The 20,789-nt window shown below is 71.3% G+C and carries 12 protein-coding genes; 7 read left to right on the top strand and 5 right to left on the bottom strand.

What is annotated here, in order from left to right; translation table 11 throughout:
* The first annotated feature begins 168 nt into the window (after positions 1-168).
* Positions 169-576 (top strand): ester cyclase, encoded by a 408-nt coding sequence (locus AB0B61_RS02185; protein WP_358426609.1) that lies wholly within the window; start codon positions 169-171, stop codon positions 574-576.
* An 8-nt stretch (positions 577-584) separates the two neighbouring features.
* On the opposite strand, the gene AB0B61_RS02180 is transcribed toward AB0B61_RS02185, so the two are convergent.
* From AB0B61_RS02180 to AB0B61_RS02170, 3 genes are read right to left on the bottom strand one after another with little or no spacing between them, the layout of a single operon-like run.
* Positions 585-2,414 carry a N,N-dimethylformamidase beta subunit family domain-containing protein gene (locus tag AB0B61_RS02180; RefSeq protein ID WP_358426606.1) on the bottom strand — a complete coding sequence of 610 codons (1,830 nt, stop codon included), beginning with the start codon at positions 2,412-2,414 and terminating at the stop codon, positions 585-587.
* Entirely contained in the window at positions 2,411-3,655 is a 1,245-nt protein-coding gene (locus AB0B61_RS02175; RefSeq protein ID WP_358426603.1) for a condensation domain-containing protein, read from the bottom strand. The genes AB0B61_RS02180 and AB0B61_RS02175 overlap by 4 nt, the downstream gene beginning before the upstream one ends.
* Entirely contained in the window at positions 3,648-3,887 is a 240-nt protein-coding gene (locus tag AB0B61_RS02170) for an acyl carrier protein (protein WP_358426600.1), read from the bottom strand. Before AB0B61_RS02170 ends, AB0B61_RS02175 begins: the two co-directional genes overlap by 8 nt.
* Positions 3,888-4,032: 145 nt before the next feature.
* Here AB0B61_RS02170 and AB0B61_RS02165 point away from each other — a divergent pair, with 145 nt between their 5' ends.
* Genes AB0B61_RS02165 through AB0B61_RS02150 form a run of 4 tightly spaced genes read left to right on the top strand, consistent with a single transcriptional unit; the run spans position 4,033 to position 18,732 of the window.
* A complete protein-coding gene (locus tag AB0B61_RS02165; protein WP_358426597.1) occupies positions 4,033-5,442 on the top strand; it encodes an AMP-binding protein in 1,410 nt (469 codons plus the stop codon).
* 2 nt (positions 5,443-5,444) lie between these two features.
* Positions 5,445-6,932 (top strand): condensation domain-containing protein, encoded by a 1,488-nt coding sequence (locus tag AB0B61_RS02160; protein ID WP_358426594.1) that lies wholly within the window; start codon positions 5,445-5,447, stop codon positions 6,930-6,932.
* On the top strand, positions 6,929-13,264 hold the full coding sequence (locus AB0B61_RS02155; protein ID WP_358426591.1) for an amino acid adenylation domain-containing protein: 6,336 nt from the start codon (positions 6,929-6,931) through the stop codon (positions 13,262-13,264). The genes AB0B61_RS02160 and AB0B61_RS02155 overlap by 4 nt, the downstream gene beginning before the upstream one ends.
* Entirely contained in the window at positions 13,261-18,732 is a 5,472-nt protein-coding gene (locus tag AB0B61_RS02150) for an amino acid adenylation domain-containing protein (protein ID WP_358426588.1), read from the top strand. Before AB0B61_RS02155 ends, AB0B61_RS02150 begins: the two co-directional genes overlap by 4 nt.
* Positions 18,733-18,776: 44 nt before the next feature.
* On the opposite strand, the gene AB0B61_RS02145 is transcribed toward AB0B61_RS02150, so the two are convergent.
* Together AB0B61_RS02145 and AB0B61_RS02140 are read right to left on the bottom strand one after the other, a co-directional pair.
* Entirely contained in the window at positions 18,777-19,142 is a 366-nt protein-coding gene (locus AB0B61_RS02145; RefSeq protein ID WP_358426585.1) for a hypothetical protein, read from the bottom strand.
* Between the two features lie 95 nt (positions 19,143-19,237).
* Positions 19,238-19,498 (bottom strand): GntR family transcriptional regulator, encoded by a 261-nt coding sequence (locus AB0B61_RS02140; RefSeq protein ID WP_358426582.1) that lies wholly within the window; start codon positions 19,496-19,498, stop codon positions 19,238-19,240.
* Positions 19,499-19,606: 108 nt separating this feature from the next.
* On the opposite strand from AB0B61_RS02140, the gene AB0B61_RS02135 reads away from it, so the two are divergent.
* Both AB0B61_RS02135 and AB0B61_RS02130 read left to right on the top strand, forming a co-directional pair.
* Positions 19,607-20,002, top strand: coding sequence for a hypothetical protein (locus AB0B61_RS02135; protein ID WP_358426578.1), 396 nt, complete (start codon positions 19,607-19,609; stop codon positions 20,000-20,002).
* A 109-nt stretch (positions 20,003-20,111) separates the two neighbouring features.
* A complete protein-coding gene (locus AB0B61_RS02130; RefSeq protein ID WP_358426575.1) occupies positions 20,112-20,534 on the top strand; it encodes a hypothetical protein in 423 nt (140 codons plus the stop codon).
* Positions 20,535-20,789: the final 255 nt, after the last annotated feature.

Below are 20,789 nucleotides of genomic sequence, written 5' to 3'. Positions count from 1 at the left end.
GCGAGTGACCGTCCATAGAAGCGGCCTCCGTGCGATCCCCGGCGACACGCCCCGTCCAAGACCCACCCCTGCAGACGCTCGCCGCCTAACCTGCAGAAACAGAGTCGCACAAAGATCCACTGTCCGTGGGACGTGACCGGCCATCGCCGACTGACTGTACGGAGAGACATGACCTACGAAGCCAACCTCGCCGCCCAGCAACGCTTCGCCACCGCGGTGATGAGCGGCGACTTCGCCATCTTGGACGAAGTGGTCGCGCCCGATGCCGTGGACCACGATCCCGCCCCCGGGCAAGGGCCGGGTCCCGACGGTTACAAGGCCATGTTCGGCGAGATGCGCACCGCGTTCCCAGATCTGCGCGTCGAGGTCGAGCACCTGATCGCCACCGATGACGAGCTGGCCTTCGCCTACACCATCAGCGGCACCCACCTCGGCGACCTCATGGGCCATCCGGCCACCGGCAAGAAGGTGAGTTATCGCGGCATGCAGATCAGCCGCTTCGCCGACGGCAAGCTGGTGGAACGGTGGGGCAGCAGCGACCAGCTCGGCATGCTCGGCCGGCTCGGTCTCCTCTGACCCCGCTCTCACCGCCAGGAGAGGCCGGTCCCCGGGCCGGTGCCGATGAGTCGTCCGGCGGAGGCGGCGAGGACGGTGTGGCCCCCCGCCGGGCCCAGGTCCTGCCAGGCGGTCTCGTGTCGCTCAGCGGGTCTGGTCAGGATCCGGTCGGCGGAGACGGCGAACAGGCGCCCGTTCATCGCGGTCAGGCTCACCGCGCCACCGGCCGAGCCCGCTCGGGCCCAGTCGTGGGTGTCCAGCCGCCGGATCGGGAGGTGCCACAGCTCGCCCGCCGAGGTGACGGCGAACAGGCCCTCGTCCACTGCGGCCAAGCCGGTGGTGCCCTCGGGGGCCTGGCTGACGTCCTGCCAAGTGGATCTGGCCAACACGGGGGCGCGGTAGCGGATCGTTCCGTCTGGAGCCACCCCGTACAGGCCGGCGGGTGGGCCGCCGTGGGCCTCCCGAGGGGCCGCCAGAGCGATCACGTCGGTCTCGTCGATCATCTGCCATGGCAGGTTCTGTCCGGAGATGTCGCGGACGGCGAGTGTCCCGTCCGAGCAGGCGGCGAAGAGCCGGCTGTCGCAGGCGACCAGAGCACGCGTGCCGCCACCGGCACCATGAGACGACTCGCGAGCAGGCGGGTAGGTTGGGGCGGGACCGATCGCGTCCCAGGAGGGTGGGTGGCTTGGGGGTTGGGACAGGCGGTCGAGGACGTTTCGCGTGATTCTGTCCAGGACGGGGTCGTGGAGGGTGTTGCCCCAGTTGATGGTGGCGGCGTTGAAGACGGTCCCCGCGCCGAGGCGGTGTACGCCCATCGTGGCCGCGCCGCCCTTCCCGTACCGGCGCCAGTGGCTCAGGTCGGCCGTGGCGAGGACGACGAACGACGGTGGTGTGCCGTCGCGGCCCGTCGCCCTCGGCACCCCTTCGACCCATTCGAAGTCGGCGGCGTCCGTCTCGTAGCCGAGCGCGCCCCTGCCGAAGGTGTCTCCGTCGGACAGCCCGGTGCCTTCGAAGACCCAGTGGTCGGCGAAGCGGGCCGTGTACGACTCGTGGGCCATCACCCGTGAGTCGACCCAGCAGCCCGCGCCGTTCCGGAAGGTGACGCCGGTCAGGGTGTTCTCCGGGCGGTTGACGGGTTCGCTGGGCCATTCGACGGTGGCGCGGCCGGGGTCGGTGGCGGTGAGGGGGTCGGCGACGGCGTCGCGGTAGCAGACCATCGTGCGGAGGTCGTCCTCGAAGCGGACCTGCCACCAGCAGGTGTTGCCGGAGAATATGGCGATATTTCCACCGGCCCGCGCGAACGCCTCCACCGCGTCCCGCATCTCCCACGACCAGTACTCGTCGTGCCCGTTGATCACCAGCAACCGGTAACGGCTCAGCAGGTCGAGACCGTCGTGCAGGTCCAGCCCCGAGCAGTAGTCGACCGGATGGCCCGACGGCCCGAGCCACCGCAGCAGCCCCAGCTCCCACTCCTCGATCTGCGGCCCCGCCCCCGGCCGGTCGAAGCTGACCTTGACCGCCCGATCGGGCTGCTCGGCCTGGTAGAGCCCTTCACCGGGCACGCCGGGCCGGTTGTAGGCCTCCCAGGTGGGAAAGGGAATCGCCACCATCACCGGCGAAGCGGGCACAGCCGCACGTACGACGAAATATGCGGACCCATCGCTGACGACGGCGCGATAGAGGGAGCTGGGCCAGTCCGCGCCCACCTTCAGCGTCCAGGTGTCGCCCTCAGCCGTGTCCTGGAGCATGACCCGTCCCGACGGCACGTCCTCGACGGTGATCGGGCCGCCGCCCCCGAGCAGGTGGAACCGGAGCGACTCCCCCTGCGCGCACGACGTGGCCGCCGCGTACAGGCTCATGCGAACGCCGCCTCGACCAGCGTCGACTCCATGTCGTACAGGAAGCGTTCGATCCCCGGCGGCGCGAGCAGCCCGGTGTCGGCGTACAGCGACACCTCCATCCGCCCCGGCTCGCCGCCGACGTGCAGCCGGAAGTCGCAGATGTTGCGGTCCATGGTGTCCGTCCAGACCAGGTCGGTCCGCTCCATCGAGGCGCGTACGGCCCGTTCGTCCAGACCTGTCGCCTCGTCCCGCTGCACCAGCCGCTGGTCGTTGAAGCAGCCGAACGACCTGATCCCCGGCCCCATGCCCGACACCGCCTCCTCCATCGCGTACGGATCGAACTGGGCCTGCCGGTAGGCCCGTAAGGCCACCTGCCAGCCCTGCCGTACCAACTCCCCGAAGTCCGGCGTACGCAGGTCGAGCAGGACCAGCCCCTCCTGCGAGATCGTGGAGACCACGTCGCGGCGCTCGGCCGCGAACCGGTTGTTGACGATCACCCGCATGCCGCAGAACCGCTGGCCCGTGAGCCGCCCGGCGAGCCGGATCGCCGCCGTGAGCAGCACCGTCGAGGAGCTCACCCGCTCGCGGGCGGCCACGGCCTGGGCCGCCGCGGCGATGGCCGAGGAGGTCATCGTGACCTCCCAGAACCGGGGGCGCCGCGGGACGTCCGCCAGGGTCACAGGATCCATCCGCTGGTATTCGGCCGACCAGAAGGCCACAGCCTCGTCGGACGTACGCTTGCCCTCGGCCGAGCGCTGCCACTCGGCCAGCTCGCGCGGCGTGGCGCTCTCCGGCGGCGGCAGCGAGTCGCGCAGCAGGAGCAGCCGGAAGTCCTTCACCAGGAGATCGGCCGCGTGCCCGTCGGCGGCCAGGTGGCAGAGCACCAGCACGACATGCCGGACATAGTCGCCGGTCACGAGGAACGCCACCCGCAGCGGCCACTCCTCCCAGTAGTCGAACGGCTCACCCGACAGGCGATCGCACACCACCTGAGCGGATTCGTCCGTCACCTCGACGTACGGCCGGGCGATGGGCGAGATCCGCTGCCGGGGGCAGTCGCGCGGCCCGCTGAGCCGGGTGCGCAGCGCCTCGTGCCTGGCGACCAGGTCATCCAGGGCCTTGACGGCGCGCTCGACGGTGACGGGCCGCTTCGGCGCGGCGAAGATCCGGCCGATGTTGAGATAGTGCTCCTGCGGCCGCGCCGCCACCACGGCCCGCCAGATGTCCTGCTGCCCCCAGGTCAGCGGCGACTCAAGCATGGAGCCGTAAGTAGTCCACCAGCTCGTCCAGGCTGTCGGCCGAGGTCATGTCGAGCTCGATGCCGAACTCCGCCTCCACCGCGTCGATCAGCCTGAGATAGCCGAGCGAGGTGACACCGAGATCGGCCAGCCGAGTCTCCCCGGCCAGCACGTCGGCGGCCTCGACCGCGCCGTCGGTGGCCTCGGCCACCATGTCCGCGAGGCGTTCGCGTAGATCCCCGTCCGTCTGCACCTGGCGAAGCCCTCCCGTTTCCAGGGAAATCCGGGGCGAGTGTGTCACGCGGGGCCTGACGGCGGCAAGCGCCTGGCGGTAAGGGGTTGACGCAATTGTGCATTTTTTCTAGCGTCATGCGACATCCCGATAATAATTTTGGGGGGTGGTTAAGTCGGCCCGTCCTGTCCCTGCTCTGCTGAGTTCACGCGCCGCCACCGACCCCGACCACGAAGCCCTCATCGTCGCCGGAACGGGCGCCCTGACACTCGCCGAGTGGGACGAGCGCTCTGACGCCGCCGCCCACGGCCTGCTCGACCAGGGCGTACGTCCTGGAGACAGAGTCGCGCTGGTGTTCGGCGGCCGCGACTGGCTCGACTACGCGGTGAGCTGGATGGCGGTGCTGAAGGCGGGCGCGGTCGCGGTCCCGCTGTCGGACCGCTTGGCCGAGCCGGAGCTGGCCCGCCTGATCAAGCATTGCGCGGCGACGACGATGATCCGGAGCGGCGACGATCTCGGCGGCCCGACCGGCCCGGTCCCGGTCACGGTCGATCCGCTCGGGTACGCCCAGATCCTCTACACCTCCGGCACCACCGGGCAGCCCAAGGGCGTGGCGGCCAGCCACGCGAACCTCACCTCCCCGCCCGTACACCCCAAACGCCGCCCGTTCGCTCACTCCAGGCATCTCGTGCACGCCTTCCCCATCGGCACGAACGCCGGCCAGGTCATGCTGCTCCACGCGCTGAGCGCCGCCCCCACCGTGGTCACGTTGCCGCTGTTCACGCCGGCCCGCTTCGCGGCGCTCATCGAGTCGTACGCGGCCGGGACCGTGTTCGTGGTGCCCGCGATGGCCATCGAGCTGCTCGGCGCGCGCGTCCAGGACCGTCACGACCTGTCGAGCGTGCTGCTGCTCGGCTCGGCCGCCGCCGCGCTGCCGCCGAGGGTCGCGGCCGAGCTGACCGAGGCGTTCCCGAACGCGACGGTCGCGAACTACTACACCTCGACCGAGGCGGCCCCCGCCCAGACCGTCATGATCTACGACCCCGACCGGCCGGGCGCGCTCGGGCACGCCGCCGGCAGCCTGCGGATCGTGACCGCCGACGGCGACCCGGCCCCGCCCGGCGAGAGCGGCGAGGTGTGGCTGCGCGCCGCCGCGCACTCCCGCTCCTACTACCGCGAGCAGCGGCAGGACACCTTCCAGGACGGCTGGGTACGCATGGGCGACCTCGGCTACCTGGACGACGACGGCTACCTGTACCTGGTCGACCGTGAGAGCGACGTGATCAAGTCGGGCGCGTTCAAGGTCTCGACGCTCCAGGTCGAGGCCGCGCTGCACGAGCATCCGGCCGTCGCCGAGGCGGCGGTGTTCGGCGTGACGCACCCGGTCATGGGCATGGTGGTGGCGGCGGCGTTCGTGTCCCGTGAGCCGGTGACGCTGGCCGGCGTACGCGCCTTCCTGGCCGAGCGGCTCGCCCAGCACGAGCTGCCCACCCGGCTGCTGCGCGTGGCCGCGCTGCCCAGGAACGCCGCCGGAAAAGTGATCAAGCGAGAACTGCGCAGTATGGCAGAGGAGTGAGCATGGTCCTGGCGTCACAGGCCCAGCACGGGATGTGGATCACCGAGGTGCTGCACGGCACCGGCACGGCGTACCACATGCCGTTCGCCATGTGGTTCGACGGACCGCTGGAGCGGGCGGCGATGCTGGCGGCGTGCCGGGCGGTGCTCGCGCGGCACCCGGTGCTGGGCCGCGCCTTCGAGGAGCGCGACGGCGTGCTGCACCTGGTGCCGGCCAGGGAGCTCCCGCCGGTCGCGTTCGTCGTGGAGCCGGACCCGGAGGCGCTGATCGAGCGGGAGATCGCGCGGCCCTTCGAGCTGTCCGCCGGGCCGCTGGCCCGGTTCACGCTGGCGGAGGTCTCGCCGTCGCGGCATCTGCTGCTGTTCGTGGCTCATCACCTGGTCTTCGACGGCATGTCGAAGGACCTGCTGGTACGGGATCTCGCCGCCGCCTACTCCGGGGCGCCGGTTCCGCCGTTGCCCATGCCGTACGGGGCGGCGGAGAAGCCGTCGCCGGAGGCGGCGGCGTACTGGCGGGCGCGCTGGCGCGAGGTGTCGCAGGTGGTGATCAACGGGGCGACGCGATCGCCGCAGCTGGCCGCGCACGGCGAGACCGTCCTGCTCGCGCTGACTCACGACATGCCCGACCTATCCTGCGTGACGAGATTCGAGGTCTTCCTCGCCGCCGTGCACGCCCTCCTTCACCGGTACGGCAACGCCGACACGCCGGTGGCCGTGGCCATGTCGACCCGGACCGCCGAGACCCGGGACGACATCGGTCTGTTCGCCACCGAGCTGCCGGTGTTCGCGTCGTTCTCGGCCGAGGACTCCTTCCGTGAGCTGGCCCTGAGCATCCGGAGCGAGCTGCGCGAGCTGAACGCCTTCCGCGAGGTGCCCGTGGCCAGGGCGGTGGGCGGGATCAAGCCGAGGGTGGCGCTGGCGCCGGTGTCCATCAGCTTCCGGCGGCGCGCGCCCGAACAGGTCTTCCCCGGGCTGAATCTGTCGGTGGAGTGGAAGATGTCCAGCCACACGGTCAGGAACGCGCTCCACCTCCAGGCCGTCGACGGCGACGACGGCCTGCACCTGACGCTGCACTACAGCCCGGACGTCATTCCCCGGCGGGATGTCGAGCTGGCCGGGGAACACCTCAGGGCGGTGCTGCGCGCGGTCGCCGACAATCCGGACGTACGGCTCGCCGACCTGCCGCTCCCGGCCGCCGCCCAGGTCGCTCCCGAGGTCGTTCTGGAGGCGCCGCCGGATGCCGGGCCCGCGCATGACGAGGTCGACGCCGAGCTGGTCGAGCAGGTACGGCTGATCTGGATGGAGGTCCTGCGGATGGACCACATCGCGCCGGACGAGGACCTCTACGACCTCGGCGGGCACTCGCTGACCATCACGCAGATCAGCGCGCGGATCAGGAAACGGCTCGGGGTGGAGGTTCCGTTCGACGTGTTCCTCGACGATCCGACGATCACCGGGGTGGCGGCGGCCATCGGCGGGCTGCGGCCATGATCTCCTTGGGCCAGGAGCGGCTCTGGTTCCTGCAGCGGCTCGATCCGTCGGACGCGGCCTATCGGATGGCGGCGGTGCGGCGGTTGCGGGGGACGCTCGACGTCGAGGCGCTGACGGGGGCGTTCGGGGATGTGGTGGCGCGGCATGAGTCGTTGCGCACGAGGTTCCCCGACCAGGACGGGCTGCCGATCGCGGTGATCGACCCGCCGGGGGCGGCGGTGCCGGTGGAGTTCGTGGTCCTCGATCGGGCAGTCCTATCCTCGGGCCCATCCTCGGGCCTATCCTCGGGCCTATCCTCGGGCGCCGAGCGGGCGGCCCCGGACGAGCTCTCCGAGCGGGCGGCCCCGGACGAGCCTGAGGTCATGCGGTTGCTCGAAGAGCGGGTCAACACGCCCTTCGACCTGGCCGCCGCTCCGCCCGTGCGGATCACGCTGGTCCGGCTGGCGGACGACGACCACGTGCTGTGCGTGGTGCTGCACCACATCATCGGCGACGGCTGGTCCCTGAACGTTCTGCTGAGCGACCTGGCCGTCTGCTACCTCGCCCGCACGGAGGGCGTACCGGCCGAGCTGCCCGAGCTGCCCGTCAGCTACGCCGAGTACGCCGACACCCAGCGGGTCTCCCACACCGACGCCGATTACTGGACGGCCAAGCTCGCCGGGGCGATGCCGCTGGAGCTGCCCACGGACCGGCCGCGTCCCGCGCAGCGCGGCAGCGCGGGCGGCGAAGTGCACTTCGACCTGCCGCCCGGCGTCGCCGGCGCGCTGTCCCGGCTGGCCAGAGCCGAGCGTTCGACGGTGTTCATGGTGCTGCTGGCCGCCTACCAGGTGCTGCTGGCCCGGCATGCGGGGCAGGACGACATCGTGGTCGGCTCGCCCACCGCCGGGCGCGACCGGCCGGAGCTGGAGCCGATGGTCGGGCTGTTCGCCTCCACACTGGTGCTCCGGGGGGATCTGTCGGGGGATCCGCCGTTCAGCGAGCTGCTGCGCCGTACCCGCCGTACCGTGCTGGAGGCGATGGCGCACCGCGAGGTGCCGATCGAGCGGGTGCTGTCCGCGCTCGACATCGAGCGCGACCTGTCGCGTACGCCGCTGTTCCAGGCGATGCTGGCGCTGCACAACTCCGCGGTCGGGTACGCGGAGGCGGAGTCGTTCGCCGGGATGGAGAGCCTGCCGTTCCCGCACGGGGCGCCGCCGGCCATGGTGGACCTGCGGATGGATCTCTGGCCGTCGGGCAGGGGCTGGCACGGGGCGCTCTTCTACAGCGCCGAGCTGTTCGGCCGGGAGACGGTGACCCGGCTCGTGACCCGCTTCCAGACCCTGCTCGCCTCGATCATCGCCGCTCCCGATACTCGCCTGTCCGAGCTGGACCTGCTGCCCGCCGCCGAACGCGAGCTGCTCGACCGGACCTGGAACAGCACCACCCTGGACGTGCCGGACGCGACCGTGGTGGACCTGGTCATGCGGCAGGCGGAGCTGCGGCCGGACGCGATCGCCGTCTCGTGCGGCGACCGCCGCCTGTCCTACGCGGAGCTGGCCGCCCAGGCTGTACGGGTGGCGGGTGAGCTGCGGGAGCGAGGGGCGGGGCGCGGATCCGTGGTCGCCGTACGCGGAGGGCGGTCTGCGGAGTTGCCCGGCATTCTGCTCGGTGTGCTGCTGGCGGGAGCCGCCTACCTGCCGATCGACCCGGCGCTGCCGGCCGACCGGGTGGCCTACATGCTGGCGGACTCGGGAGCCCGGTTCACCCTGGACGACTCCCGGCTCCCGGCTGCCGGCACCGACGCCTGGCTCCCAGCTGCCAGCACCGATGCCTGGCTCCCAGCTACCGGCACCGGCGCCGACGCTGGCGCCGACGCCGCGAACGGCAGCGCCCATCCGGCCGGCCCCGGCCCCGGGCCCGTCGCTGCCGGGCCCGATGGCGGGTCGGCCGCCTACGTGCTCTACACCTCCGGCTCGACCGGCCGCCCGAAAGGGGTGGTCGTCCCTCACTCGGCGCTGGTGAACCTGCTGGCCGGGATGGAGCACCTGCTCGGCTCCGGGCCGGCGGACGTGTGGCTCGGCAGCACCTCGTTGTCGTTCGACATCGCGGGGCTGGAGCTGTACCTGCCGCTGGTGACCGGCGGGCGGCTGGTGCTGGCCGACGACGAGACCGTGCGGGACGGCGCCGCGCTCGCCGGGCTGATCTCCGCGTCGGGCGTCACGCACGTCCAGGCCACCCCCTCGGGCTGGAACATGCTGCTCTCCGCCGGGCTCGACGCCTCCGGGCTGGTGGCGCTGGCGGGCGGCGAGGCGCTGCCGCTCGCGCTGGCCAGGCGGCTGCGGCGGCGGGTGGCGCGATTGTTCAACATGTACGGGCCGACGGAGACCACGATCTGGTCCACCGCCTGGGAGGTACCCGCCGAGCCCGGCCGGGTGAGCATCGGGCGGCCGATCGCCAACACCCGCGTCCACGTGCTCGACGGCTCCGGGCGGCCGGCGCCGATCGGCGTACCCGGTGACCTCGCGATCGGCGGGGCCGGGCTCGCGCTCGGCTACCTGGGCCGGCCGGAGGCGACCGCCGAGCGCTTCGCGGACGGGCTCTACCGGACCGGCGACCGGGTCAGGTGGCTCGGCGACGGCACCCTGGAGTTCCTGGGCCGGGGCGATGGACAGGTGAAGCTGCGCGGGCACCGGATCGAGCTGGGCGAGATCGAGACCGCGCTGGAGTCGCATCCGGGCGTACGACGGGCGGCCGTCGTCGCGCGCGGGGACGAACTGGTCGCCTACGTGGAGACCACGCCGGAGGTGGTGACCACGCCGGACCACCCCACCGACCTGCTTGAACACGCGGCCGGGTGGTTGCCCGCCTACATGGTGCCCGGTGTCGTGGTGGTGCTGGACGCGTTGCCGATGACGCCGAACGGCAAGGTGGATCGGCTGTCCCTGCCTGATCCGGCGGGGCCGGTGGTGGGGCGGGGCGGCCGGCCGCGTACCGCGCGCGAGCGGCAGGTGGCCAGGATCTTCGGCGACGTGCTCAGGATCGGCGACGTCGGCGCGGACGACGACTTCTTCGCCCTGGGCGGGCACTCACTGCTGGCCACCCAGGTCATCGCCAGGCTGGCGGCCGCGGGGACGACGGTGCCGTTGCGGACGTTGTTCGGGCAGCCGACGGTGGCCGGATTCGCGGCGACGCTGGAAGGGCTGCCGGACAGCCCCGGCCTCTCGCTCGCCCCGCGCCCGTCCGGCACGCTGCCCCCGCTGTCGGCGGGCCAGGAACGGCTGTGGTTCCTGCACCGGCTGGATCCGGGCGACGCCTCGTACAACATGTACATCGTGCGCCGGCTCCGCGGCCCCCTTGACCCCGAGGCGCTGCGACGGGCGCTGACCGCGTTGCTCGACCGGCACGAGTCCCTGCGCACGCGTTTTCCCGAGGTGGACGGGCGGCCGGTCGCCGTCGTCGAGCACGCCGGACGACCCGCCGACATCGAGCTGCTGGACGCGGGTGACGAGACGGAGGCCCGTGCGCTGGTCGCCGCCCGCACCAACGCCCCGCTGGACCTCGGTGCGGCACCGCCGCTCCGGATCACGCTGATCCGTCTGGGCGGGGACGACCACGTGCTGTGCGTGGTGCTGCACCACATCATCGCCGACGGCTGGTCGATCACCGTCCTTCTGGACGACCTGGCCAGGCTGTACGCCGGGTCGGGGAGCCTGGCACCGCTGGCCGTACAGCACGGGGACGTCGCGCGCTGGCAGCGGGAGCAGGACGGTAGCGCGGCGCTGGAGTACTGGCGGGAACGCCTCGCCGACCCGCCCACGCTGGCGCTGCACACCGACCGGCCGCACCAGCCGGGACCGGGGCGCGGCGACTTCCATCTGCTGGACATCCCCGACGACCTGGCCAAGGCGCTGGACGCGACAGCGCGGCGGCAGCGGAGCACGCTGTTCATGGTGCTGCTGGCGGCCTACCAGGTGCTGCTGGCGCGGCACACCGGGCAGACGGACATCCTGGTCGGCTCGCCCACCGCCGGGCGGGACCGGGTGGAGCTGGAGCCGATCATCGGCTACCTCAGCACCACGCTGGTGCTGCGCGGCGACCTGTCGGGCGATCCGACGCTGGACGAGCTGCTGGCCAGGACGCGGCGGACGGTGCTGGAGGCGATGGCGCATCAGGACGTGCCGTTCGAGCGGCTGCTGGCGGAGCTGGACATCGAGCGGGATGTCACCAGGAAGCCGATGTTCCAGACCATGCTGACGCTGAACAGCCAGACGGCCGATGGAGAGCGGGATCGGCTCGCCGACGATCTGGAGATGTCGTACTTCGACGATGGGTATCGGCAGGCCAAGTTCGACCTGGTGGTGGAGGCGTGGCGGGCGCCGGGGCGGCTGCGGGTGGCCTTTGGGTACGACGCGGGGCTGTTCGACGCTGAGACGGTTGCGGGGCTGGCGGAGCGGTTCGCGGTGCTGTTACGCGGGATCGCCGACCCGGACAACCGGCACGCCCCTGTGTCGGCTCTGCCGGTGCTCACCGCCGCCGACTCGGCACTGATCGCCTCGGCCGGCGGCGACGGGACGATCGAACCAGGTGGCGGTGTGCTGGAGATGGTCGCGGCGGCCGTCGCCGCCCACTCCGGTGAGACCGCCGTCGTCTGCGGGTCCGAGAGCGTGACCTACGGCGAGCTGGAAGAGCGGGTGGCCCGGCTGGCCGCCGAGCTGGCCGAGCGCGGCGCGGGCCCTGGCGACATGGTCGGGCTCCGTCTCGGCCGGTCGGTCGACGCGGTGGTGGCGATGCTGGCGATCTGGCGCGTGGGAGCCGCCTACCTACCGCTAGACCCCGCCTACCCAGCTGCCCGCCGACAGCACATGATCGCCACGAGCGGCGCCCGGCTGGTCGTCTCGGACGACCTGACCACCGCGAGCGGCACCGGCCCGGTCGTCTCGGACGCCCAGAGAGCCGCGGACGACCTGGCAGCCGCATACGGCCTGACCGCCGTGGACGACCCCCGCGCCCAGGCGCCGGGCCTCGCCTACGTCCTCTACACCTCCGGCTCCACCGGCACCCCCAAGGGCGTGGCGGTCGAGCACGCCGGGCTGGCCGCCCGGGTCCGGTGGATGCGCCACGAGTACGGCCTGCGCCCCGGCGACCAGGTCGTCCAGCTGGCCTCCCTCAGTTTCGACACCCACGCCGAAGAGCTCTACCCCGCCCTGACCACCGGCGCCACGGTCGTGCTGGTGCCCGACGGCGGCGCCACCCTCCCGGACCTGCTCGCCGAACGGCCCGGCGTCACCGTCCTCGACCTGCCGACGGCGTACTTCCACCACCTCGTGGACCTGATCGACGAGATCGCCTGGCCGCCGACCCTCCGGCTGGTCGTCATCGGCGGCGAGCAGGTGCACGCCACCGCCGTGGCCCGCTGGCGGCGACGGTTCGGCGACCGGGTACGCCTGGTCAACACCTACGGCCCCACCGAGACCACGATCGTCGCGACCGCCGCCGACCTGACCGGCGACGACCCGCACCCGCCGATCGGCCGCCCCATCCAGGCCACCACGGTCCAGATCCTCGACCTGCACGGCACGCCCACCCCACCAGGCGCCCCGGGCGAGCTGTACATCGGCGGCCCAGGCGTCGCCCGCGGCTACCTCGGCGCGCCCGAGCTGACGGCCCAGCGCTTCGTCCGGCTCCCCGACGGCGGCCGGTGCTTCCGTACCGGAGACCGGGTGCGGCTGCGTCCCGACGGGCTGCTGGAGTTCCTCGGGCGTGTCGACGAGCAGGTCAAGGTGCGGGGCTTCCGCATCGAGCCGGGCGAGGTGGAGCACTGCCTGCGCGCGCATCCGGACGTGCGGCAGGCCGCGGTGGTCGTCAGGGACGGCGAGCTCGTCGCCTATGTCGTGGGCGAGACGGCCGAGCTGGCCGAGCATGTGGCCGGGCGGCTCCCGCCGTACATGGTCCCCGCTCATTGGGTGGTGCTCGACGCGCTGCCGCTCACCGCGAACGGCAAGCTCGACCGGGGCGCGCTGCCGGATCCGGGCCGCGCCGCGGGCACCGACGCCACGCCGCCGCGTTCGGACGCGGAAGAGCTGGTCGCCGACGTCTGGGCCGAGGTGCTCGGCGCGGACAAGGTCGGCGCGTTCGACGACTTCTTCGCGCTCGGCGGGCACTCGCTGCTCGCCATCAGGGTGGCGGCCCGGCTGCGGGCGATCGCGGGTGTGGAGCTGCCGATCCGTACGCTGTTCGCCCGCCGTACTGTCGCCGAGCTGGCGCGCGCCGTCGAGGAGGCGCTGGTGGCGGAGGTGGCCGGGCTGTCCGACGAACAGGCGCTCAGCATGCTCGACCCGGAGGACGTGTTGTGACCGAGCTGACCGAGGCCCAGCGGGCGCTGCTGACGCAGCGGTTACGGCGGCGCAAGAGCGTGCCCACGATTCCGGCGCTGCCGGCCGGTCAGGCGCCGCCGCTGTCGTACGCGCAGGAGCGGCTGTGGTTCATGGAGCAGTACGCGCCGGGGAACCCCGCGCACACGGTCCCGTTCGTGCGGCGGCTGCGCGGCCCGCTCGACACCTCCGTGCTGGCCGACGCGCTGAACCGGGTCGCCGCGCGGCACCAGGCGTTGCGAACCCGCTTCCCGGTCGGCGACGACGGACAGCCCACGGTGACGGTGTCCGCCGACGCCACCGTCCCGTTCACTGTGGCCGCCGCCGACGACGTGGACGGGGCACGGGTTCTGGTCGACCGCTTCCTCGCCGAACCGTTCGACCTGGTGACCGGGCCGGTGATCAGGGCTCTGCTGGTACGGCTGGCCGCCGACGACCACGTGCTGGCCATCGCCGTCCACCACATCGCCGCCGACGGCTGGTCGGCGAACATCCTGCTCCGCGAGCTCCTGACCGGCTACGACCAGGAACCCCTGCCCGACCTGCCCGTCACCTACGGCGACTTCGCCGCCTGGCAGCGCGAGCGGCCCGGCGACGCGGCCGACGTGGTCTACTGGCGGGAACGGCTGGCCGGGCTGTCGCCGCTGGAGCTGCCCACTGACTTCCCCCGGCCGCCCGAGCTGACCTACCTCGGCGCGGCGCACTCCTTCACCATCGACCCCGTTCTGGTCGCGCGGCTGGAGCGGCTCGGGCGGGAGCACGGCGCCACGCCGTACATGGTGCTGCTGGCGGCCTTCGCGGCACTCCTCGGCCGGTACGCCGGGCAGGAGGACGTGGCGGTCGGCTCCCCCGTGGCCGGTCGGTCGCTGCCGGAGCTGGACGGGCTGATCGGCTGCTTCATCAACATGCTCGCGATGCGGGTGGATCTGTCGGGGGACCCGTCGTTCCTGGGGTTGCTGCATCGGGTGCGTGACCTGGCCATGGACGCGTACGCGCATCAGGAGCTGCCGTTCGAGCGGCTGGTGTCGGAGCTGAACGTGCCCCGGGAGGTGTCACGGTCGCCGCTGTTCCAGGTCCTGTTCGCGATGCAGAACTACGGCGGCGAGCCGTCGTCCGGCGGGCTGACCGTGGAGGGGTTCTCGCCGGGGGTGTGGGCCACCCGGTTCGACCTGGAGCTGTACACCGGTGGCGATGGTTCGTTCCTGTTCGTGTACAACGTCGCGTTGTTCGGGGCCGAGCGGATCTCGCGTATGGCGGGGCATTTCGCCGCGCTGCTCGGTGGGATCGTGGCCGACCCGTCAGCTCCTGTCTCCACGATCGAGTTGCTCACCGCGCCGGAGCGAGCGGAGCGGGAGCGGTGGAACGACACCGGGCTCGACCTCGGTGCCCCCGGCCTCCTGCACCGCCCGTTCGAGGAGCGGGTGCCGCAGGCGCCCGACGCCGTCGCGGTGGCCCATCCCGGCGGCGAGATCACCTACGCGGAGCTTGAACGCCGGGCCGGGCTGCTGGCCGCCGAGCTGACATCGGCGGGTGTCGGGCGCGGGGAGCTGGTCGCGGTCGTGATGGAGCGGGGGTGGGAGCAGGTCGTGGCGGTGCTGGGCATCAACATGGCCGGGGCGGCGTACCTACCGATCGACGCGGAGCTGCCGGACCAGCGGCGCTTCGAGCTGATGGCGCGCGGCGAGTGTCGGATCGCGGTGACCCAGCCGTGGCTGGACCTGACCTGGCCCGCCGACATAACCAGCCTTCCGGTGACTCCCCCGCCTAACCCGTCCACTCCCTTGGCTCCCCCGCCTAACCCGTCCGCTCCCTTGACTCCCCCGCCTACTCCGGCGTCCACCTCACTGACGCCTCACGGCTGCCCTGCCTTGCCCGATGATCTCTCGTACGTGATCTTCACCTCGGGCTCGACCGGCACCCCGAAGGGCGTGATGATCGAGCACCAGGCCGCCCTGAACACCGTCCGCGACCTCAACCACCGCTTCCACGTCGGCCCGCACGACCGGATCCTCGCCCTGTCGGCCCTCAGCTTCGACCTGTCCGTGTACGACGTCTACGGCGCCCTGGCCGTCGGCGCCACCCTCGTCATGGGTGAGCCGTCGGCCGACAAGGACCCCGCCGCCTGGACCCGCCTGGTCACCGAGCACCGCGTCACCGTCTGGAACTCGGTCCCCGCCCTCATGGAGCTCCTGGTCGACCACGCCGAGCACGAAGGCACCGACCTGAGCTCGCTGCGCCTGGTGCTGCTGTCCGGCGACTGGATCCCGCTGACCCTCCCCGACCGGATCCGCGCCCTCGCCCCGGCGGCCGAGATCATCAGCCTGGGCGGCGCCACCGAAGGCTCGATCTGGTCCATCTCCTACCCGATCGGCGAGGTGGACCCGGGCTGGTCGTCCATCCCGTACGGCCGTCCGCTGGCCAACCAGTCCTTCCACATCCTGGACCGCGGCCGGTGTGACGTGCCCATCGGCGTGCCCGGTGACCTGTACATCGGCGGCATCGGCGTGGCCACCGGTTACTGGCGTGACCCGGAGCGGACCGCCGCCGCCTTCATCAGCCACCCCCGCACCGGCGAGCGCCTCTACCGAACGGGCGACCTGGGCCGCTACACCGCGGACGGCACGATCGAGTTCCTCGGCCGCGCCGACGCGCAGGTGAAGATCCGCGGCTACCGCATCGAACTGGGCGAGATCGAGACCCACCTCGCCCGCCACCCGGACGTGGCCGAGTGTGTGGTCATCACCCATGGCTCGGGTACCCAGGCGCAGCTGGTGGCGTACGTGGTGGGCCAGGTGGATCCGGCCCGCCTGCGCGGCCACCTCGCCGAGACCCTGCCCGCGTACATGATCCCCACCCGTTTCATCCCCCTCCCTCAGCTGCCCCTGACCGCCAACGGCAAGGTGGACCGGCGCCGCCTCCCGGCTCCCACGTCATCGGCGGACGGCGCGGAACCGGGCCTGCGCGTCCCCCCGGCCACGGAGGCGGAGCGCCTGGTCGCCGCGGTCTGGGCCGAGGTACTCGAACTCGACATGGCCGACTTCGGGGTGGACGACAACTTCTTCGACGTCGGTGGGCACTCGCTGCTGGCGATCAAGGTGGTGGCCAGACTGCGCAGGGCGCTGCCGCCCGGCGCCGCGCCGATCGCCGTGGTGGACCTGTTCAAGCACCCGACCGTCCGCGAACTGGCCGCGCTCGTCGACGGCACCGCCACCGCCTCGCGCGGGCTCCTGCACGAGCTGACGCCGCGCCGTACCTCTCCCGCAGAGCTCACCTATGTGTGCGTGCCGTACGGCGGCGGCGCGGCGGTGGTGTACCAGCCGCTCGCCGACGCCCTGCCCGCGACGTACGCCCTGTGGTCGGTGGCCATCCCCGGGCACGACGTCGGCCTGGACGAGGAGCGGCTGCCGCTGGACGAGGTGGCGGCCCGGTGCGTGAGCGAGATCCAGGAGAAGGTACGCGGGCCGGTGGCGCTGTACGGGCACTGCGGCGTGGGGTCGGCCCTGATCGTCGAGATCGCGCGACGGCTGGAGGCGGCGGGCCGCGAGCTCGAAGCGGTGTACATCGGGGCGATCTTCCCCTTCGCCCGCCCGGGTAAGGGGCCCATGGCGCTGCTGTCCAAGCTGGCGCGGCGCGAGTTCCTCCGCAGCGACCGGAGCTACGCCAACTGGCTGATGTCCATGGGGCTCGACATGGGCGACCTGGAGCCGGGGCAGGCTCGGCACATCATCAGGAACATGCGGCGCGACAGCGAGGCCGCGGAGGAGTACTTCACCGGGCTGTTCGCGAGCTCGGTGGAGCGGCTGCGGGCGCCGGTCGTCAGCGTGGCGGGAGAGCACGATCCGGCGACCGAGTACTTCGAGGAGCGATATCGCGAGTGGCACTTCCTCACGCCCACAGCCGCCGTGGTGGAGCTGGACGAGGCCGGACACTTTTTCCTGAAATATCGGGCGGCTGAGCTCGCCGAGATCGTCACCCGTACCCACGTCGCCATCGCGTCAGGCGACGCGGAGGCAGTGAGTTCAGGCGTTGCGGAGGCAGTGGGCTCAGGCGACGCCGAGGTGGTGGGCGGGGCCAGTTGGCGGGTGCGGGAGGTGTCGCGGGGCGGGGTGTCGGCCGTCGCGACCGGACCGCAGCCCAGCATGAAGCGGTTCACGGCCGTCGCCAGTGGTCAGCTGGTGTCCCTGCTGGGGTCGGCGCTGACCGGGTTCGCCATCCCCATCTGGATCTATCTGACCACGGGCTCGCTGGCGCAGTTCGCCCTGCTGTCGGTGGTCGGGCTGGTCCCGGGGATGGTGGTGGCGCCGCTGGCGGGGGCGATCGTCGATCGCGGGAACCGGCGGGCCGTCATGCTCGGCGGTGACGCCGCCGCCGTCGGCACCCAGCTCGTCTTCGGAACGCTGCTCTGGACCGGGAACCTGCAGACCTGGCACGTCTATCCACTCCTCGCGCTGCTGTCGGTGGCGCTGACGTTCCAGCGGCTGGCCTACACCTCGGCGGTGCCGCAGCTGGTCCCCAAGCGGTACCTCGGGCACGCCAACGGCATCGTCCAGATGGCCGGCGGCATGACGCAGTTGCTCGTCCCCCTCGCGGCCGTCGGGCTGATGGCCGTGATCGGGCTGGAGGGGATCCTGGTGCTCGACGTGGCCAGTTACGTCTTCGCGATCGGGGTGACCTTGCTGGTGCGCTTCCCCGCCGCGATGGCCTGGCGCCGGAAGGAGCCGGTGCTGGCGGAGATGGCGGCCGGGTTCCGCTACTCCTGGGGCAACCTGGGCTTCCGTCAGATGCTCCTCTACTTCGCGGTGCTGAACGTCTTCCTGTCCCCCCTGTTCCTGTTGATCTCGCCGCTGGTGCTCTCCTTCGGCACGCTGCAGGACGTGGGCCGGATCTCGTTCGTCTCCGGGCTGGGGGTCTTCCTCGGCGGTCTGACCATGACGGCCTGGGGCGGCCCGGGCCGGGGTCGGATGCGGGCGGTGCTGTGGTGCACGCTGGCGCTGGCGGCGTTCTGCCTGGTCACGGGGTTGCGGGCGGATCTGGTGACGATCGGGATCGGGGCGTTCGGGATGTCGCTGTGGGTGACGCTGCTGAACGGTGTCTACGCCACGATCGTGCAGGTCAAGGTGCCACAGCGGTTCCACGGGCGGGTGTTCGCGCTGAACACGCTGATCGCCTGGTCCACACTGCCGCTCGGCTTCGGGCTCGTGGCACCGTACGGGGCGGCGGTGTTCGACCCGCTGCTCGCCCCCGACGGCCCGCTCGCCTCCACCGTGGGGGCGCTCATCGGCACCGGCGCCGGGCGCGGGGTGGGGCTGATGTACGTGCTGTTCGCCGTGGCGATGGCGGTGCTCGCGGCGGTGTCGCTCCGGTCACGGCTGCCGGGCCTGCTCGACCGGAGCGCCGACGCGACCCCGGACGACCTGGTCGGGCTAGAGGCCCTCGGGCGAGGTCTCTAGCGTCTCCTTCAGCTCCCGGCCAAGCAGTCCATCGTCTGCCTCGCTCACGCCGCCTCAAGGTCCTTACTCGAAAGGTAGACCCCGTGCTTGCGGAACGCCGCAGGGGCCCACACGAGCGCGTCCGCACGCTGACTGGCCAGTTCCGCCGGGAACCAGGGACGTCGCAACACCCGTAGCGCCGTCCACGGAGGCGGAGCAAGATCATGTTTGGCGGCAAGATGCTCGGCCAGCGCGGCGAGCAACGCGTCCCACCGTTCGTCATCCACGGATTCCGGCTCGGATTGGAGCAACGAGGGCTGCAGGCCAGATGCCTCCCAGCGATACTCCTCCAGAAACTCCCACACAAGCTTCCAACGAATCTTGTCGTCGGTGTTCGCCACCAGGCGCGCGGCAAGGTCGACAAGTGTCATCGGGCGATAAACCATGCCACACCTCCCCGTTCGCCCAGGCTGTTTCGACGCTACCGCCACGCACCTGCCCATTCGGGCTTGATGGGCAGGCGAGGTTACTGCGAAGCGCTCGGGTTCGCCGCCCGCTCCTCTGCGGTAGTCGGGAACGATCCGACGCCCTGAGAGGTCACGACCCACCCCTGGTCGCGGAGCACCTTCATGGCCTTACGGACGGTCGGCCTGGAGACCTGGAACTCCTCCTCCATCGCCACCTCGGAGAGCAGAGTCTCGGCGTCGTACTCGCCCATGTCGATCCGTCTACGGATCTCCTCGACGATCTGCGACCACTTGGGCTTGCGCGGGTCGTACCTGAACATGATCCCAAGGCTAGATATGCCTTAACTTGCAAGGATAGAAGCAGACGTCATATGACGTTAACTAACGTCTCTTTACAGGTGTTTACATGTTCTCCTATGATGATGAGCGTGGTCACCTGGAGCATCCCCGCGTTCGACGTTATCCGGCGCCCTGACGGTGCATGGGATCCCCGACTCACAGAAACGCCAGCCGAGGACCCTGCGGACGCGATCGCAGATACCCTCAAATCCCTGGAACTGATCCGCCGCGCCAAGCGCATCGGCCGATTCCTCCGCCAGACCCGTGACCGTGACTTCTCGCCGGGAACTCACCTTGACCGGGGCTGCGACGAGTTCCCCTTCGAGTCGACCTACCAAGGGGCGGCACGGGCGGTTCCTGACCACAACTTCTCCGTCGAAAGGATCAACGAGACCTTGAACAAGCAGCACGGCAACGTGCTCAAAGCCTGGTACTGGAACAACCGGATCATCAACAAGGACGGTTTCTACATCGAGCTCAAGTAGCGCCGTAACCGCCCGATGAGGTGGGATGGGGGCCACCGCGCCCGCGCGGTGGCCCCCATCCCGACATCGCCACCACTCTCGTACCGCGGAGGCCGGCAGCATGGCCGCATTGATCAGTGAATTGCTGGACGACGACCCGATCTCCGGTTTCGTCGGCGTGGTGGACGCCGGGGCCGAGGAATCCCCTGACGACTCCGCCATCGAGCCGGGAGGATGGGCTGCGGCCGAGGACAACTGGATCGCCGTCGACGAGCCGGTCGACCGGGGCTGCCTCGTCAAGTACGAGTTGTGGGACGGCGAGCCGCCGGCGCACCCGTCCAGGGCATCGACCTGGCAGGGGGCCGTCTATCTGGAGTCCGGGATCATCCAGCCCGAGGACATCGCCGGCACCGATCTGACCGGCAGCAGGTTCGACCTCGGCCGGTCAGACCGGCGGTGGAACGTCCGCGTCCACCGCGACCGGCTCGGCCACGGGGCGTTCCCGCCGGACGTCGTCAAGCAGACGTTGATCACCCTGCAGTTCTGGCCGTGAGAGGCCGAGGTCGAGGAGGAGCCGGGGTGCTGGGACTATTTTGACCGTCTCCGGGGTCCACGACGTATGTTCCTGGCTCCAGCAGATTGGAAAACAGCTCATGGCCGTACTTCTGGCCGGAGTGGTCGGGAAGCGTCACCCGCGCCACCTTCGCGGTCATCACGGCGCCGCATGCTGCACAGGCGAAAACGACCAAGCAGTCGGATTCTAGGTCAACGACACGTTTTTCCTTCCGCTGGTGTTGGAGCCGCTTGC

The organism is Nonomuraea sp. NPDC049158 (assembly GCF_040648335.1).
Lineage (GTDB): Bacteria > Actinomycetota > Actinomycetes > Streptosporangiales > Streptosporangiaceae > Nonomuraea.
Note: the sequence above shows the minus strand (reverse complement) of the source record. Positions and strands in the feature narration are given on the sequence as shown.